The organism is Phenylobacterium sp. (assembly GCF_965229015.1).
Lineage (GTDB): Bacteria > Pseudomonadota > Alphaproteobacteria > Caulobacterales > Caulobacteraceae > Phenylobacterium.
On record NZ_CBDDIM010000002.1, the window covers coordinates 314,195 to 330,731 of the forward strand.

The 16,537-nt window shown below is 68.8% G+C and carries 19 protein-coding genes; 16 read left to right on the forward strand and 3 right to left on the reverse strand.

The window, feature by feature from the left end; translation table 11 throughout:
- Window positions 1–35: 35 nt before the first annotated feature.
- The 4 genes from ACO06I_RS17735 (at window position 36) to mmcB (ending at window position 1,914) form a co-directional block, all read left to right on the forward strand.
- On the forward strand, window positions 36–491 hold the full coding sequence (locus ACO06I_RS17735) for a deoxycytidylate deaminase (RefSeq protein ID WP_421933947.1): 456 nt from the start codon (window positions 36–38) through the stop codon (window positions 489–491).
- Between the two features lie 190 nt (window positions 492–681).
- Window positions 682–1,200, forward strand: coding sequence for a lipocalin family protein (locus ACO06I_RS17740; protein WP_421933948.1), 519 nt, complete (start codon window positions 682–684; stop codon window positions 1,198–1,200).
- Window positions 1,201–1,255: 55 nt separating this feature from the next.
- Window positions 1,256–1,420 carry a hypothetical protein gene (locus ACO06I_RS17745; protein WP_421933949.1) on the forward strand — a complete coding sequence of 55 codons (165 nt, stop codon included), beginning with the start codon at window positions 1,256–1,258 and terminating at the stop codon, window positions 1,418–1,420.
- A 41-nt stretch (window positions 1,421–1,461) separates the two neighbouring features.
- Window positions 1,462–1,914, forward strand: coding sequence for a DNA repair putative endonuclease MmcB (gene mmcB / locus ACO06I_RS17750; protein ID WP_421933950.1), 453 nt, complete (start codon window positions 1,462–1,464; stop codon window positions 1,912–1,914).
- Here mmcB and ACO06I_RS17755 read toward each other — a convergent pair.
- Window positions 1,911–2,468 (reverse strand): ActR/PrrA/RegA family redox response regulator transcription factor, encoded by a 558-nt coding sequence (locus ACO06I_RS17755; protein WP_421933951.1) that lies wholly within the window; start codon window positions 2,466–2,468, stop codon window positions 1,911–1,913. The genes mmcB and ACO06I_RS17755 overlap by 4 nt on opposite strands.
- Before the next feature lie 94 nt (window positions 2,469–2,562).
- Entirely contained in the window at window positions 2,563–3,945 is a 1,383-nt protein-coding gene (locus ACO06I_RS17760; protein WP_421933952.1) for an ActS/PrrB/RegB family redox-sensitive histidine kinase, read from the reverse strand.
- Between the two features lie 54 nt (window positions 3,946–3,999).
- Here ACO06I_RS17760 and ACO06I_RS17765 point away from each other — a divergent pair, with 54 nt between their 5' ends.
- The 3 genes from ACO06I_RS17765 to ACO06I_RS17775 all read left to right on the forward strand — a co-directional run bounded on the left by ACO06I_RS17765 (window position 4,000) and on the right by ACO06I_RS17775 (window position 6,825).
- Entirely contained in the window at window positions 4,000–4,590 is a 591-nt protein-coding gene (locus ACO06I_RS17765; protein ID WP_421933953.1) for an SCO family protein, read from the forward strand.
- Between the two features lie 168 nt (window positions 4,591–4,758).
- Window positions 4,759–6,039 (forward strand): polyhydroxyalkanoate depolymerase, encoded by a 1,281-nt coding sequence (locus ACO06I_RS17770; protein ID WP_421933954.1) that lies wholly within the window; start codon window positions 4,759–4,761, stop codon window positions 6,037–6,039.
- Window positions 6,040–6,087: 48 nt separating this feature from the next.
- Window positions 6,088–6,825: a M48 family metallopeptidase gene (locus ACO06I_RS17775; protein WP_421933955.1), complete on the forward strand. Its 738-nt coding sequence runs from the start codon at window positions 6,088–6,090 to the stop codon at window positions 6,823–6,825.
- Window positions 6,826–6,872: 47 nt separating this feature from the next.
- Here ACO06I_RS17775 and ACO06I_RS17780 read toward each other — a convergent pair whose 3' ends face one another.
- Window positions 6,873–8,825, reverse strand: a complete 1,953-nt coding sequence (locus tag ACO06I_RS17780; RefSeq protein WP_421933956.1) for a transglycosylase domain-containing protein — start codon at window positions 8,823–8,825, stop codon at window positions 6,873–6,875.
- A gap of 299 nt (window positions 8,826–9,124) precedes the next feature.
- On the opposite strand from ACO06I_RS17780, the gene ACO06I_RS17785 reads away from it, so the two are divergent.
- From ACO06I_RS17785 to ACO06I_RS17825, 9 genes are all read left to right on the forward strand, one after another.
- Window positions 9,125–9,463, forward strand: coding sequence for a CC_3452 family protein (locus ACO06I_RS17785; RefSeq protein ID WP_421933957.1), 339 nt, complete (start codon window positions 9,125–9,127; stop codon window positions 9,461–9,463).
- Between the two features lie 315 nt (window positions 9,464–9,778).
- Window positions 9,779–10,078, forward strand: coding sequence for a PaaI family thioesterase (locus ACO06I_RS17790; protein WP_421933958.1), 300 nt, complete (start codon window positions 9,779–9,781; stop codon window positions 10,076–10,078).
- Between the two features lie 191 nt (window positions 10,079–10,269).
- Window positions 10,270–10,824, forward strand: coding sequence for a F0F1 ATP synthase subunit delta (locus ACO06I_RS17795; RefSeq protein ID WP_421933959.1), 555 nt, complete (start codon window positions 10,270–10,272; stop codon window positions 10,822–10,824).
- A gap of 6 nt (window positions 10,825–10,830) precedes the next feature.
- Window positions 10,831–12,366: a F0F1 ATP synthase subunit alpha gene (atpA, locus tag ACO06I_RS17800; RefSeq protein ID WP_421933960.1), complete on the forward strand. Its 1,536-nt coding sequence runs from the start codon at window positions 10,831–10,833 to the stop codon at window positions 12,364–12,366.
- 7 nt (window positions 12,367–12,373) lie between these two features.
- The gene (locus tag ACO06I_RS17805) at window positions 12,374–13,003 is read left to right on the forward strand and encodes a pseudaminic acid biosynthesis-associated methylase (RefSeq protein ID WP_421933961.1); all 630 of its coding nucleotides are present in this window, start codon (window positions 12,374–12,376) and stop codon (window positions 13,001–13,003) included.
- Between the two features lie 8 nt (window positions 13,004–13,011).
- Window positions 13,012–13,881, forward strand: a complete 870-nt coding sequence (locus ACO06I_RS17810; protein WP_421933962.1) for a F0F1 ATP synthase subunit gamma — start codon at window positions 13,012–13,014, stop codon at window positions 13,879–13,881.
- 18 nt (window positions 13,882–13,899) lie between these two features.
- Window positions 13,900–15,489: a F0F1 ATP synthase subunit beta gene (gene atpD, locus ACO06I_RS17815; RefSeq protein WP_421933963.1), complete on the forward strand. Its 1,590-nt coding sequence runs from the start codon at window positions 13,900–13,902 to the stop codon at window positions 15,487–15,489.
- Window positions 15,490–15,494: 5 nt separating this feature from the next.
- Entirely contained in the window at window positions 15,495–15,761 is a 267-nt protein-coding gene (locus tag ACO06I_RS17820; protein ID WP_304699530.1) for an ATP synthase F1 subunit epsilon, read from the forward strand.
- A gap of 93 nt (window positions 15,762–15,854) precedes the next feature.
- The gene (locus ACO06I_RS17825) at window positions 15,855–16,529 is read left to right on the forward strand and encodes a hypothetical protein (RefSeq protein ID WP_421933964.1); all 675 of its coding nucleotides are present in this window, start codon (window positions 15,855–15,857) and stop codon (window positions 16,527–16,529) included.
- The last annotated feature ends 8 nt before the right edge of the window (window positions 16,530–16,537 follow it).

Sequence of the window (16,537 nt, forward strand, 5' to 3'; positions counted from 1 at the left end):
AGCGGCCTCTCTCCGCCGCCTGGACGCCGCGCCCGATGCAGACCTTCTCCCCCACCTGGTCACGGCGGTTCCTGCGCCTGGCCCTGGAAGTGGCCTCCTGGTCCAAGGACCCCAAGGGCGGGGTGGGCGCGGTGCTGGTGGACGAGCGTAAGCGGGTGGTGGGGCTGGGGTTCAACGGCTTTCCCGACCGCATCCCCGATGACGCCGCCCTGCTGGCCGATCCCGAGGCCAAGCTGCCGCGCATGATCCACGCCGAGGTCAATGCGGTGCTCAACGCCACCCGCTCGGTGCACGGGGCGGCCCTGTTCACGACCCTCACCCCCTGCGCCGAGTGCGCCAAGCTGATCATCCAGGCCGGCGTCGCCCAGGTTTATCGCCTGCCCCACCCGCAGCACCGCCACCAGCGCTGGGGCCCCAGCTTCGACCTGGCCGCCCAGATCCTCGGCGAGGCCGGGGTGCCGATCACCACCATCGAGTTGGCGGACGACTAGGCCAGAATGGCACGGGGCGGCGGCGCCTCCAGGCGGTCAGGGACGCGGTTTTCCGCCGAAACGGGGCGAAAGCGCGATCATGAACGCCCTGTAATGGTCTAATTCCTGCTGTTCCTGTCCCACGCCTTCCGTTCGCGCGGGGGGCGTTTGAAGTTTCACAATCTGCAGGTAACGGTTAGCGATGATGACCATGCGTATCGTGGCCCCCGCGCTCTTCACCGCCGCCGTCTTGATGGGCGCGCCCGCCGTGGCCGCGCCCGCGCCGCCGGCCGAGAAGATCGAACTGACCAAGATGACCGGCCGCTGGTACGAGGTCGCCCGCCTGCCCAACAAGACCCAGAAGGATTGCCAGGGCGGGACCTCCGACTGGGTCCGCACCGGCGACACCTATGCGGTGGTCCAGGCCTGCCACAAGGGCGGGCTGACCGCGCCGGCCACCGAGTGGAAGGCCAAGGCCAAGGTCATCGACCCCAAGACCAACGCCCGCATCAAGATGAGCTTCTTCGGCGGCATGCTCAGCCAGGAATACTGGGTGCTGGACCACAAGTCCGACTGGCTGATCCTGGGCACCCCGAACGGCAACTATATGTGGCTGATGTCCCAGCGCCCGACCCTCAGCGCCACCGCCAAGGCCCAGGCCATCACCCGGGTCAAGCAGCTGGGCTACGACGTCAGCCGCCTGGAATTCCCGCTGCCCGCCCGAAATTAGTCCGGGCGTTCCGGATGTCGGGAACATGACACCCGTTTGACGGGTTGGGCTCCAGATGACGCAACCGCCCCAAGAACCCCGAAGCTGGGAGGTCGGCGACCCCGACGCCGTGCTGGAGGACCTGCGCCGCCAGATCGAGCTGCTGCGGACGCGGATCGCCGTCTACCGGTCGGTGGTGATCGGCGAGACTCCGCGGGATCGGCCCGACCCGGAGGCTTGACTCCCCTTGCATCCGGAACGAAGCCGGAACAAGAATTGGTCATGGACGTCATCGTCACCATCACCCGGCCGGAGATCACCACCGCCGTCACCCGCGGCGCGGCGCGGCTGCTGGTGGACCTGGGCTTCGCGCCCCTGGCCGAGGTGACCCTGCCCAACGGCCGCCGCGCCGACCTGATGGCCCTGTCGCGCAAGGGCCAGATCCTGATCGTCGAGGTGAAGTCGGGGCTGGAGGACTTCCGCGTCGACCGCAAGTGGCGCGAGTACATGCCCTATTGCGACCACTTCGCCTTCGCCGTGGCCCCGGAGTTTCCCCGGGAGATCCTGCCCGAGGAGCCGGGGCTGATCATCTGCGACGCCTTCGGGGGCGCGGTGCTGCGCGAGGCGCCCCTCTCGCCCCTGGCCGGGGCGCGGCGCAAGGCGCTCACCATCGCCTTCGGCCGCCTGGCGGCCCTGCGCGCGGCGGGCGGGTCGGCGGTGCTGCTGGAGCCCTAGCGCGGGGCGCGCTTGGCGAGGATGCGCTGCAGGGTGCGGCGGTGCATGTTGAGGCGCCGCGCGGTCTCCGAGACGTTGTGGCCGCAGAGTTCGTAGACCCGCTGGATATGCTCCCACCGCACGCGGTCGGCGCTCATGGGGTTCTCGGGCGGGGGCGGGCTCTCGTCCTTGCGGGCCAGCAGGGCGCGGGCCACGTCGTCGGCGTCGGCGGGCTTGGAGAGGTAGTCGATGGCCCCGGACTTCACCGCGGCGACGGCGGTGGCGATGTTGCCGTAGCCGGTGAGCATGATCACCTTGGCGTCGGGCCGGGCCTCGCGGACCGCCTCCACCACCTTCAGGCCGGTGCCGTCCTCGAGCCGCATGTCCAGGACCGCATAGGCCGGGGGCGCGGCGCGGACGGCGGCCAGGGCCTCGGCGACGGAGCCCACCAGGACCGGCTCGAAGCCGCGCTGTTCCAGGGCCCGCCCGAGCCGCGTTCGCAGCGGCGCGTCGTCATCCAGCACCAGCAGGCTCTTGTCTGCGAGGGCGGCGATGTCGGCGGAGAGATCGGTCATTACGCAACCCCGGATATTCTTGTTCGTCGTGTTCGCTCGCTGCGGCATCATGTCGCGGCTTGATCGCGCCGCGCAAGAACAATCCCGCAGATCCTCAGCTCGTCGGCGCCTCGATGCGGGCGCGCGGCCAGCGCGCGGAAACCACCGCGCCGCGGGGACGCCCATTCTGGAAAGTCACCACGGCTCCGGTTCGTTCCAACAGGGTCTTGGCGATGAAGAAGCCCAGGCCCATGCCGATGTGGCCGGTGCGCGATCCCTCCGCCCCCGGACGGGTGGTGACATAGGGCTCCCCCAGCTTGGCCAGCACCTCCGGCGCGAAGCCGGGGCCGTCGTCGCGGACCTCCATCGACACGCTCTGGGCGTCGAAGCGGGCGGTGATCAGCACCTCGGAGGTGGCGAAATCGACGGCGTTCTCCACGAAGGAGGTGAGCGCGTGCAGCACCTCGGGCATGCGCCAGATGTCGGGGGAGGCGACGCCGGCCGCACCGGTGACGATGGCCTCGACCCGGACCCCCTTCACGCCGGCGTGGGGCTCGATCACCTCGTGGACCAGCTGCAGCAGGCTCATCCGCTCGTGGACCTCGTCGGAGGCCTCGGCCGGGGCGTCGGTGAGCCGGCGCAGGATCTCGCGGCAGCGGGCCGCCTGGGCGATCAGCAGCTCGGCGTCCTCCTTGACCTGGGGGGTGTCGGCCTCGCGGGCCATCTCCTTGGCGACGATGGCGATGGTGGCCAGGGGGGTGCCCAGCTCGTGGGCCGCGGCGGCGGCCAGGGCCCCCAGGGCCGAGAGCCTCTGCTCCCGCGACAGCACCGTCTGGGTGACGTCGAGGGCGAGCGCCATGCGGGTGGATTCGGCGGCGGCCTGGCGCACGCTGCCGGCGATCACGGCGATGCCCGCCACATTGGCCCCGGCGGCGCCCAGCATGAAGCTCATCGGCAGGTCCAGGGCCTGGCCGTGGGCCATGGGCAGGGGCATGTGGAAGAAGGCGAGCGCGATGGAAGCGCCCACGGCGGCCCCGCCCAGGATCAGCAGGGGCTGCAGGGGCAGGGTGGCGGCCGCCAGGGTGACCGGGGCGATCAGCATCAGGACGAAGGGGTTGGCGGCTCCGCCGGTCAGGTAGAGCAGGATGCTGATCTGGGCGATGTCGAAGGCCAGCTGGGCGGTGGCCTCCCAGTCGGCGATCATCCTCTGGCCCGGAGAGGCGACCCCGGTGAGCAGGTTGATCCAGGCCGCGGCGCCGATCAGGCCGAAACAGAGGGCGTAGGGGGCGCGGAAGCCCAGCAGCAGCCCGCCCGCCAGCAGGATGCTCACCTCACCGAGGATCAGGGTCCAGCGCAGGGTGACGAGGGTGCGCATGCGCAACCGCCCGTGGCCGGCCCCGCGCATGTCCCAGGCGAGCTCGCCTTGCGCCGAAGCCGGGGTTTGCCTATCGAGGCCCGATGCTGGCCCCGACGGCGTCGTGGTGTGTACTGACGCCATCGCCGGGGGAGCATCGTGCAGATCGCGCCCCCTGACGAGACAAAAGGTTCACCCATGCCCCGCCGCAACCTTATCGTGATCGCCGCCCTCGTTTTGGCGGTGATCCTGGCCGGCGCCTTCGCCGTCTCCTCGGGCATGTTCCAGCCCAAGCAGACCGCCCTGGTGGGCGGTCCCTTCCAGCTGGTGGACCAGGCGGGCAAGCCGGTCAGCGAGAAGATCCTGAAGGGCAAGTGGAGCGTGGTCTTCTTTGGCTTCACCTATTGCCCCGACGTCTGCCCCACCACCCTGCAGGTGATGGCCCAGGCCCAGGAGCGGCTGGGCCCCAAGGCCAAGGATGTGCAGTTCGTCTTCATCTCGGTGGATCCCGAGCGCGACACCCCGGCCCAGATGGCCAACTACCTGGCCAATGACGCCTTTCCCAAGGGGACCATCGGCCTGACCGGGACCCCGGCCCAGGTGGCCGCCGCGGCCAAGGCCTACCGGGTGTTCTACGAAAAGTCCGGCGAGGGCGCCGACTACCTGATCAACCACTCCACCCCGAGCTACCTGATGAACCCCAAGGGCGCCTTCGACCGGGTGATCCCCTTCGGCATCGGCCCCGACGAGGTGGTGACCCAGGTCAGCGCGGCGATGCGCGAGGGCTGAGCCGGTCCAGATCCTCCCCCAGCGCCCAGCCCGATGTGGGGGAGATGGCGCGCCAGCGGGGGAGCCCTAAGCGCCACCGCGTCCCCACGCCGCAGCTTGCAACCAAACAGGGGTGGACTCTCTTAAGCCTCGGCGTGCATGCTGCATTGCACAACGGGACCATCGCGTATGCTCTATACCCTGTACGAAGCTGGTTATTACGCCTCCACGCCCCTGCGGTTCGCCGCGCGGATGTCGCGGAATTTCTGGTCGTCGCCGCTCAATCCGGCCAAGGACAGCGACCTGGGACGGCGGCTGTTCGCCGGCGCCGACCTGTTCGCCAACCTGACCCGTCGCTACGGCCGCCCGGCCTGGAACATCCATTCGGTGGAGATCGACGGCAAGCCGGTGCGGGTCACCCAGACCGAGGTCTGGTCCAGCCCCTGGGTGAAGCTCACCCACTTCAGCCGCAACATGGCCGACATGCGCAAGGCCGGGCATCGGGAGCTGGAGCCGGCGGTGCTGATCGTGGCCCCGCTGTCGGGCCACTTCGCCACCCTGCTGCGCGGCACGGTGGAGGCCTTCCTGCAGGACCATGAGGTGTTCATCACCGACTGGTCCAACGCCCGCGACGTGCCCCTGCACGCCGGCCGCTTCGATTTCCACGACTATCTCGACCATGTCCGCGAGATGCTGCGCCTGCTGGGCCCGCGCCCGCACGTGGTCGCCGTCTGTCAGCCGGGCCCCGCCGTCCTGGCCGCCGCGGCCCTGATGGCCGAGGACGAGGAGGAGAGCCGCCCGGGCACCATGACCTTCATGGGCTCGCCCATCGACGCGCGGCTGTCGCCCACCGTCACCAACAAGCTGGCGGAGGAAAAGCCCTTCGCCTGGTTCAAATCCAACATGATCGACACCGTGCCGGCCCCCTATCCGGGCCTTGGCCGCCGCGTCTATCCGGGCTTCGTGCAGCTCTACAGCTTCATGTCGATGAACGCCGAGAAGCACCAGGACGCCCACAAGCGCTACCTGGAGGACCTGATGAAGGGCGACGGCGACGCCGCCGAGAAGCATCTGGAATTCTACGACGAGTACCTGTCGGTCCTGGACCTGCCCGAGGAGTTCTATCTCCAGACGGTGGATTACGTGTTCCAGTCCTACCTGCTGCCCAAGGGCGAGCTGACCCATCGCGGCCGGCCGGTGCAGCCCTCCAAGATCAAGGATATCGGCCTGCTGACGGTCGAGGGCGAGAACGACGACATCTCCGGCATCGGCCAGACCCAGGCCGCCCACACCCTGTGCTCGAGCCTGCCGGACGAATTCAAGCAGGACTATGTGCAGCCCCATGTGGGCCACTACGGCGTGTTCAACGGCCGCCGGTTCCGCGAGGAGATCTATCCCCGGGTGCGGGCCTTCATCCGCAGCCAGGAAGCCGGCTTCGAGAAGGCCCGCGACGCCGCCAACGCCGCCTAGGGTCAAGAGAGGCCTCCCGTTCGCGGGAAAGCAGCTTAGATAGGGCCCATGTCCCTGTTCGGCCGCCCCCTGGCCGATGGCGACCGGCTGGACGTGGCCGGCGCCGTCGTCCGCCTGAAAGTCCACACCCGCGCCCGCCGCGTCTCCCTGCGGCTGGACCGCACCCGGCGCGAGGTGGTGGCCACCGCCCCCTCGGTGCGCCGCCTGCCCGAGGCCGCGGCCTTCGCCACCGAGCGGGCCGCCTGGATCGCCGCCCGCCTGGCCGAGCTGCCCCAGGGCCAGTCCATCGCGCCCGGGATCACCATCACCCTGTTCGGCCAGCCGTGCCGGCTGGAGGCCGCCGCACACCCGGTGCGCCACTTCCCGGCCAGCGAGAGCGAGCCGGCCCGCATCGCCGCCCGCGGCGAGGGGGAGACCTATTCCCGGGCCGTGGTGCGGATGCTGAAGAAGCAGGCCCTGATCGTCTTCGCCGAGCGCACCGCCCACTATTGCGACCGGCTGGGGGCCAAGATGCCGGCGGTGACCGTGATGGACGCCCGCGGCCGCTGGGGGTCCTGCCGCCCGGGCCTGCCGGGCAAGCCCGCCTCGATCCGCTACAGCTGGCGCCTGGCGCTCGCCCCCTTCGAGGTGGCCGACTATGTCGTGGCCCACGAATGCGCCCACCTGCTGGAGCTCAACCACGGCCCCCGCTTCTGGGGGCATGTGAAGGCCCTGGTGGGGGACGAGCGTCCCCACCGCGCCTGGCTGCGGGCCCAGGGCGCGGCCCTGCACGCGTTCGGGGCCTGATCCCACTCCGCTCATCCCCGCTTTCGCGAGGATGAGCGGGTCTTGAGTTAGTACGGAATCTCTTCGGCGGGCTTCTCGGCCGGGGCCTCGGTCTTGGCCGGGCCATTGCCCGACAGGATGTCGCCGATGGGATCGGAGGGGGGCGGGGCCTCGACGGCCGGCGGCGCCACGACGCCGCCCGGGATGGCCTGGGTCTTCAGGCGCGGCAGGGCCGCGGTCATGAAGTCGCGCCAGATGCCGGCCGGCGCGCCGCCGCCGGTGACCTTCTTCATGGGGGTGTTGTCGTCGCGGCCGACCCAGACGGCGGTGACGAAGCCGCCGGTGTAGCCGACGAACCAGGCGTCGCGGTAGTCGCTGGTGGTGCCGGTCTTGCCGGCGATGTCGAAGCCCGCGACCCGGGCCTTGGTCCCGGTGCCGCTGGTGATCACCTGGCGCATCATCTGGTTCATGTACTGCAGGGCCGGCGAGCCGATCACCGCCCGGCGCTCGCCCTTGTCGACGCTGTGGTCGTAGAGGACCTTGCCGCTGGCGGTGCGGATCCGCTCGATGCCATAGCCCTTGGCCAGGAAGCCGCCGTTGGAGAAGGGGGCGTAGGCCTGGGCCATCTCCATGGGGCTGACCTCGACGGCGCCCAGCGCCATGGAGGGGTCGAGCTGGATGTGGGAGGTGATGCCGAGCCGGCGCGCCGTGGCGGCCACATTGCCGGTGCCCACCTCGTTGGCCAGACGAGCGGCCACGGTGTTGATGGACTGGGCCAGGGCCGTCTGCAGGCTCATCGGCCCCAGGAAGCGGCCGGTATAGTTCTTGGGCTCCCAGGTCCCGATCTTCAGGGGTTCGTCCACCACCGGGGTCGAGGGCGTGCGGCCCTGCTCCATGGCGGTGAGATAGACGAAGGGCTTGAAGGAGGAGCCGGCCTGGCGCTGGGCCATGGTGGCGCGGTCGAACTGGCTGTCGGTGTAGGAGGAGCCGCCCACATAGGCGCGGATGCGGCCCTCGCCGTCGATGGCCACCAGGGCGCCCTGGCCGACGCCCTGGGCCTTGGACGCCTCGACCCCGCGGCGCAGGGCCTGCTCGGCGGCGGTCTGGATCGGCAGGTCCAGGGTGGTCTCCACCACCAGGTCCTCGGTGGGTTCCCCCACCAGGGAGCGGACCTGGTCGTCCACCCAGTCGGTGAAGTACTGGGCCCGCTGGTTGGCCAGCACCGGGTTGACGCGGACCGGGGTCTTGAAGGCCTCGGCCCGCTGCTCCGGCGTGATGGCGTGGGTGCGGACCATCTCGTCCAGCACGATGGTGGCGCGCCGCGCCGCGCGGTCGGTCGCCGAGACCGGCGAATAGCGCGAGGGCCCCTTCATCATCCCGGCCAGCAGGGCGCTCTCGCCGATGGTGAGCTGGGAGGCGGGCTTGTTGAAGTAGCGCTGGGCGGCGGCCTCGATGCCATAGGCCCCGGCGCCGAAATAGACCCGGTTCAGATAGAGGGAGAGAATCTCCTTCTTGGTGAACTTGGCCTCCAGCCAGACGGCGAGGATCAGCTCCTGGGCCTTGCGGCGATAGGTCTGGTTGGCGGTGAGGAAGAGGTTGCGCGCCAGCTGCTGGGTGATGGTGGAGCCGCCCCGCAGCGGCCCGCCGTGGTGGGTCACATTATAAAGGGTCGAGCGGATGATGCCCCAGGGGTTGAAGCCCCAGTGCCAGTAGAACCAGCGGTCCTCGATGGCGATGAAGGCCTTGGGCACGTAGGGCGGCAGCTTGTCGAGGTCGACGGGGGGCGCGTACTGGCTGCCGCGCACCGCCACCAGGGCGCCCGACCGGTCCAGATAGGAGATCGAGGGCTGGCGCTTGACGTCGTAGAGCTTGGAGGTGTCGGGCAGGTCGACGGCGAAGACCGCGAAGAAGGCCACCAGGAAGATCAGGCCCCAGACCCCGATCACAGCGCTCCAGTAGAGAACCGCCTGGGCAGGGGTGCGAGGGGCCCGGCGGGGACCTGGCGACTGCGCATTGGCCATGAGGGTATGAAGTCCTAAATTCGTCGCCCCGTCCGGCCGACTGATAGCTCAGGCGCACCAAACACGCGACAAGATTGACGGGGTGTGAATGGGGCGCTTTCGCGGCCCCGCTCCCGACCTCTGCAAAACCGCATAGCGGGGTTGCGAAAAAAGCGATTGCCGGTGATCTTAACAGTGTTATCTTAGCGATGCTTAGTTCAGGGCGCGCCAAGGGTGGGGATACTCGCGGCGACCCACGGCCTGAACGGCCAGGTTCCCTCCGGGGATCTGTTTTCTCCCCGAAACCCTGGAGGGCTCCCATGAAGCTCCAAACCCTTTCGGCCGCCTGCGCGGCCCTCGTCTCCCTGTCCTTCGCCGGCGCCGCCTTCGCGGCCGACCCGGTCACCGTCAAGCTGCAGGCCCCCCTGGCCGCCAAGGCCAAGTTCATCGCCGGCGGCGCGGTCTTCCTCTGCGAGGCCGACGCCTGCGTCGCCTCGGCCCCCTCGTCCCAGACCTTCGCGGCCTCCACCTGCAAGAGCGTGGCGAAGACCGTGGGCGCGGTGACCTCCTTCGGCGTCGGCGGCAAGACCCTGGACGCCGACAAGCTGGGCGCCTGCAACGCCGTGGCCGCCTCGGCCACCCAGCTGGCCAACCGCTAAGACGCCAAGGCCTCTCTACGATGCGGGATGGGCGGGCTCTCAAGCCCGTCCCGTGTCGCCCAGACCCGGCGCCTTCGGCGTCTCAGGGCTCCCGGCGCAGCCTCCCAGCCGCTCCAAATTGATGTCGAGCCTGAACTTGAGGGCGCCGGAGATGCCTCGGCGCCCTTTTCTTTTGCGCCGCACCCCCGGAGCCCTCCGGGTCAGATGAATTCATCTGACCCATGCAGAAGGGCTCGAAACCCAAAGAACATTGAGCGCGTCGGGCGGGCGAACCGGCTTCCACTTCGCCCTGACGCGCTCTAGAAGGGCGCACACATGACCGACACCCTCAGACAAGAGACCGCCTTCCCGGCCGGTCCCGCCGGCTCGGCCGCGCTGCTGGAGCCCTTGTTGGCCCAGGCCGCGGGGCCCGGCGCTGAGCCCGTCTCGCTCACCCTCGACTACGGACGCGGCCTCGCGGCCGGCGATCCCGTCACCGTGGAGGCCTGGGTCGACCGGGCCACCCGCACCCTGGTCTTCGCCCACGCCCGCCTGGTCGGGGCGAACGGCGTTCTCGCGGCCAGCGGCTCGGCGGTGTTCCGCCGCGACGCGGCCCCGGCGGAGCAGGTTAAATGAGCGCAGCGGGCTCTAGAGGGTCCGGTTTGGTTGCGGCCTGTAAAGTCGCGTGCTATCAGGCGCGCGGCTTCGGGCCAGGGGGCTACTCAGGTCTCGACGGCCAATGTGCTTTTCCAAGCGCTTTCAAGCCTTTAGGCGGCAGTAAGGGGCACCTTATCGCCGGCTTTCGACACGCACGGGCGGACAAATAAGTGGCGGACGATTCCAGGACTTCGAATGTGGGCGGCAGATATGCTCAGGCCCTCTTCGATCTCGCGACCGAAGACAGGAACCTGGCGGCCGTCGAGGCCGACCTGAAGGCGCTGAAACAGATGCGCGCCGAGTCAAAGGACTTCCGCACCCTGCTGGCCTCCCCGGCCTTCAGCGCCGAGGACAAGGGGAAGGCTGTCGCCGCCCTGGCCGCCAAGGCCAAGTTCAATTCCACGACCAAGAAGTTCCTGGGCCTGATGGCCGCCAACGGACGCCTCGCGGCGCTGCCGGCGGCGATCGAGGCCTTCGAGGGACTCTCGGCCAAGGCCCGCGGCGTCGTCGCGGCCACCGTCACCACCGCGGTCGCCCTGACCGCGGCCCAGGCCAAGGGCGTCGCAGCCTCGCTGCGCACCGCGCTTGGCAAGGACCCTGAAATCGAGACCCGTGTCGATCCGTCCATCCTGGGCGGCATCAAGGTGCGGGTCGGCTCGCGACTGTTCGATGCTTCACTTCGTTCGAAGCTCGATTCCCTCAAGTTCGCCCTGAAGAGAGCGTAAGAAGACATGGATATCCGCGCCGCCGAAATTTCGGCCATCCTCAAGTCGCAGATCGCCAATTTCGGCGAAGAGGCTGACGTTTCCGACGTCGGCCAGGTGTTGTCCGTCGGTGACGGCATCGCCCGCGTCTTCGGTCTGGACAATGTCCAGGCCGGCGAAATGGTCGAGTTCCCGAAAGCCGGGGTGAAGGGCATGGCCCTGAACCTCGAACGCGACAACGTCGGGGTCGTGATCTTCGGCGACGACCGCGCCATCTCCGAGGGCGACGAAGTCCGCCGCCTCTCGGAAATCGTGGACGTGCCGGTGGGCCGCGGCCTGCTGGGCCGCGTCGTCAACCCGCTGGGCGAGCCCATCGACGGCAAGGGCCCGCTCACCAACGTGGCCGAGCGCCGCCGGGTGGACGTGAAGGCCCCGGGCATCATCCCGCGCAAGTCGGTGCACGAGCCCGTGCAGACCGGCCTGAAGGCCATCGACAGCCTGATCCCCGTCGGCCGCGGCCAGCGCGAGCTGATCATCGGCGACCGCCAGACCGGCAAGACCGCCGTGGCGATCGACACCATCCTGAACCAGAAGTCGATCAACGCCGGCGATGACGAGAGCGCCAAGCTCTACTGCATCTACGTCGCCATCGGTCAGAAGCGCTCCACCGTCGCCCAGATCGTCAAGACCCTCGAGGAGCGCGGCGCGCTCGACTACACCATCGTGGTCGCCGCCACCGCCTCGGAGCCGGCCCCGCTGCAGTTCCTGGCCCCGTTCTCGGGCTGCGCCATGGGCGAGTGGTTCCGCGACAACGGCATGCACGCCGTCATCATCTATGACGACCTTTCCAAGCAGGCCGTCGCCTATCGCCAGATGTCCCTGCTGCTGCGCCGCCCGCCGGGCCGCGAAGCCTATCCGGGCGACGTCTTCTACCTGCACTCCCGTCTGCTGGAGCGCGCTGCGAAGCTCAATGAGGATAATGGATCCGGCTCGCTGACCGCCCTGCCGCTGATCGAGACCCAGGCCAACGACATCTCGGCCTATATCCCGACCAACGTGATCTCCATCACCGACGGCCAGATCTTCCTGGAAACCGACCTGTTCTTCCAGGGCATCCGCCCGGCCGTGAACGTCGGCGCCTCGGTGAGCCGCGTGGGTTCGTCGGCGCAGATCAAGGCGATGAAGACCGCCGCCGGCCCCATCAAGAGCGAGCTGGCCCAGTACCGCGAGCTGGCCGCCTTCGCCAAGTTCGGCTCCGACCTGGACGCCACCACCCAGCGCCAGCTGGCCCGGGGCGAGCGCCTGACCGAGCTCCTGAAGCAGCCGCAATACGCGCCGCTGACGGTCGAGGAGCAGGTGGCGGTGATCTATGCCGGCACCCGCGGTTATCTCGACACCATCCCGACCAACCAGGTCGGCCGGTTCGAGACCGAGCTGCTGAGCAACCTGCACGCCAAGCACCAGAAGGTCCTGGACACCATCCGGACCTCCAAGGAGCTCAAGGCCGACACCGAGCAGGCCCTGAAGGACGCGCTCGCCGCCTTCGTCAGCACCTTCGCCTGACGAGACGATGAGCCCCGAGCCCAAAGCGCTGCGCGCCTGGTCCGGCGAGTTCGGCGATCGGTATACGGAGCGGAACACCGCTTCGGCCGACGCCGTTCGCGGCCGCGCGCGCGTCTGGGCCGAGGTGCTCTCCAAGCTGGAGGGCGACGCGCCGGGCAGCGCCATCGAGGTGGGGCCCAACCTGGGCATCAACCTGCGGGCCATCCCGGCGGTGTCGGGCATGGAGCTTTGGGCCCTCGAGCCCAATGCCTCGGCCCGCGCCAAGATCGTCGAGGACGGCGTCCTGCCGGCCGAGCGGGTGTTCGAGGGCTTCGGCCACAAGATCCCCATGGCCGACAAGGCCGTCGACCTGGCCTTCACGACGGGCGTGCTGATCCACGTGGACCCCAGCCTGCTCGAAACGACGATGCGGGAGATCCACCGGGTCGCCGCCAAGTATGTCTTTTGCGCCGAGTACTTTTCGCCGAAGCCGGAGGCCGTTCCCTATCGCGGGGAAACCGACCTCCTGTTCAAGAACGATTTCGGCGGCCTCTATTTGGATATGTTTCCCGACCTCGTGCTGGTCGATTACGGCTTCTTCTGGAAACGGACGACCGTGATGGACGACAGCACCTGGTGGTTGTTTAGAAAGGTCTGAGGCGAGAAATGGCTAGCCTCAAGGAAATGCGCGACCAGATCAAAAGCGTGGAATCCACGCAGAAGATCACGCGCGCGATGCAGATGGTGGCCGCGGCGAAGATGCGCCGCGCGACTGATGCGGCCCAGAACGCCCGGCCCTACGCCCAGCGCATGGCCGCGGTGATCGCCAACCTGGCGGCGGGCGTCTCCGGCGACGGCGCGCCCAAGCTGCTGGTGGGCACGGGCCGTCAGGACCGCCACCTGGTGGTGGTGACCTCCTCCGACCGCGGCCTGGCCGGCGGCTTCAACTCCTCGATCATCCGCGCCGCGCGCGACAAGATCGTGGCCCTGCTGGCCGAGGGCAAGGACGTCAAGATCATCACGGTCGGCAAGAAGGCCCGCGACCAGTTCCGCCGGGTCTATGGCGATCGCTTCGTGGCCACCTTCGAGGCCGGCGTCCCCGGCCTGGCCACGGCCCAGCCGGTGGCCGACAAGATCACCGAGCTGTTCGAGACCGGACAGGTCGACGTCGTGACCCTGGTCTTCAGCCGCTACAAGTCGGTGGTGGTCCAGACCCCGACCCTGACCCAGCTGATCCCCGCCCAGGTTGCCGGCGCCGCCGCCACCATCGACCTCAAGGGCGCGGCCTACGAGTACGAGCCCGACGAGGAGACCATCCTCGAGACCCTGCTGCCCCGGAACCTCACGGTCCAGGTGCTGTCGGCGATGCTCGAAAACCAGGCCGGGTTCTACGCCGCCCAGATGGCGGCCATGGACAACGCCACCCGCAATGCGGGCGACATGATCGCCGCCCTCAACCTGAAGAAAAACCGTACACGCCAGGCGCAGATCACCAAGGAGCTGATCGAGATCATCTCCGGCGCCGAAGCGCTCTAGACCGAAAGAGTTCGACCCATGGCTACGACCCCGAAGAAGCCGGCCGCCACCAAGGCCGCCCCCGCCCCGAAGGCTGCGGCCCCGAAAGCCGCCGCCGCCACCGCCGTCAAGGCGCCGGCCAAGGCCGCCGCCGCCAAGAGCGCCACGCCCAAGTCGGTCGCTCCGGCCGGCGCCGTGGCCACCGGCCGCATCGTCCAGATCATCGGCGCCGTCGTCGACGTCGAGTTCGAGGGCCACCTGCCGCCGATCCTCGGCGCCCTGGAGACCACCAACACCGACCAGCGGACGGGCCAGCCCTTCCGCCTGGTGCTGGAAGTCGCCCAGCACCTGGGTGAGAACACCGTCCGCACCATCGCCATGGACACCTCCGAGGGTCTGACCCGCGGCCAGGCGGTCTTCGACACCGGCCGCGCCATCACCGTGCCGGTCGGCCCGGCCACGCTCGGCCGGATCATGAACGTCATCGGCGACCCCATCGACGAAGCCGGTCCGATCAACTCCAAGTTCTTCGCCCCCATCCACCGGGACGCGCCGTCCTTCGCCGAGCAGGCGACCTCGGCGGAAATCCTGGTCACCGGGATCAAGGTCATCGACCTGCTCTGCCCCTACACCAAGGGCGGCAAGATCGGCCTGTTCGGCGGCGCCGGCGTGGGCAAGACCGTGACCATGCAGGAGCTGATCAACAACATCGCCAAGGCCTACGGCGGCTATTCGGTGCTGGCCGGGGTGGGTGAACGCACCCGCGAAGGCAACGACCTCTATCACGAGATGATCGAGTCGAACGTGAACAAGCCGGGCGGCGGCGAAGGCTCCAAGTGCACCCTGGTCTATGGCCAGATGAACGAGCCCCCCGGCGCGCGAGCCCGCGTGGCCCTCACCGGCCTGGCCCAGGCCGAGTACTTCCGCGACGAAGAGGGCAAGGATGTGCTGCTCTTCATCGACAACATCTTCCGCTTCACCCAGGCCGGCTCCGAAGTGTCCGCCCTGCTGGGCCGCATCCCCTCGGCCGTGGGCTATCAGCCGACGCTCGCCACCGAGATGGGCAACCTGCAGGAGCGCATCACCTCGACCTCCAAGGGTTCGATCACCTCGGTCCAGGCCATCTACGTGCCCGCCGACGACCTGACCGACCCGGCGCCCGCCGCCTCCTTCGCCCACCTGGACGCCACCACCGTGCTGTCGCGCGACATCGCCGCCCAGGCCATCTTCCCGGCCGTGGACCCGCTGGACTCCACCAGCCGGATCATGGACCCGCTGGTGATCGGCGAGGAGCACTACAACGTCGCCCGCCGCGTCCAGGAAACCCTGCAGGCCTACAAGGCCCTGAAGGACATCATCGCCATCCTGGGCATGGACGAGCTGTCGGAAGAGGACAAGCTGACCGTCGCCCGCGCCCGGAAGATCTCCAAGTTCCTGGCCCAGCCGCTGCACGTGGCCGAGCAGTTCACCAACATGCCGGGCATCTTCGTCAGCCTGGAAGACACCATCCGCTCCTTCAAGGCGGTGGTGGACGGTGAGTTCGACCACCTGCCGGAAGCCGCCTTCTACAATGTCGGCTCCATCGAAGACGCGGTGGCCAAGGCCGAACAACTCGCTTCGGAAGCCTAAGCGCCATGGCCGGCAAGCTGCATTTCTCCCTGGTCTCGCCCGAGCGTGAGCTGTTCTCGGGCGAGGTCGACCAGGTCGACGCGCCCGGGTCCGAAGGCGACTTCGGCGTGCTCGCCGGCCATGCGCCCTTCATGACGACCCTCAAGACGGGCCGCGTGAAGGTGTTCAACGACGGCCGCGTCCAGGCCTTCGACGTACAGGGCGGATTCGCCGACGTGACGCCCGATGGCCTGACCATCCTGGCCGAGCAGGCTGTCGAGGCTGCAATCTAGGCAGCGCCTCGCCTTGGCCGTATTCCCGCGCTAGGGGGCTTGCGAGGGACGGCCACTTTGAGTGTGATAGATCGCAAGTCAGGGGACCCGTCTATGCGTACCGCCATCATCAGTCTGATCGCCGCCGGCCTGGCCACTTCGGCCGCCGCGCAAACCGCCGCTCCGGCCGCGCCCCCGGCGACGACCCCCGAGGCGGCGGCGCCCATGACGCCCCCCGCAACGGCGCCCGCTCCCGCGACGGCGCCCGCCGCCGCGCCGGCGCCGGCCCCCGAGCCGGAGAAGGTCTACACCGTCCCCACCACCGGTGAGGTTGGCCAGATCATCGACGTGATCAACCGCATCTGCGTGCCCCTGGTGCGCGGCGGCGACATCAGCAAGCTCGCCACCAAGGATCTCGGCTTCAAGGTCAACAAGCGGGACGGGACCTACACCCAGACCCTGGTGGCCAAGCCCTACACCCTCACCGTCTTCTCGCCGGGCTCCAACAAGGACGTCTGCCGGATCGCGCTGAACTACACCCTGGACGGCGAGAAGCCGATCATCGTGGGCCTGAACATCTTCTCCCTGCTGCACCAGCCCGAGCTGCTCCAGCAGCGCAACGACTACGTGCCGGCCACCGACTACAAGCGCATCACCAACTCGTGGGAATATTTCACCGACCACGAGTCCATCGGCCTGGTCTTCCTGCAGCTGAAGAAGCCGGACGGCTCCTCGGTCACCGGCAAGTGGGACATGGGCGAAGTGCTCTATTCGGAACGCAAGTTCTAGGCGTCCGC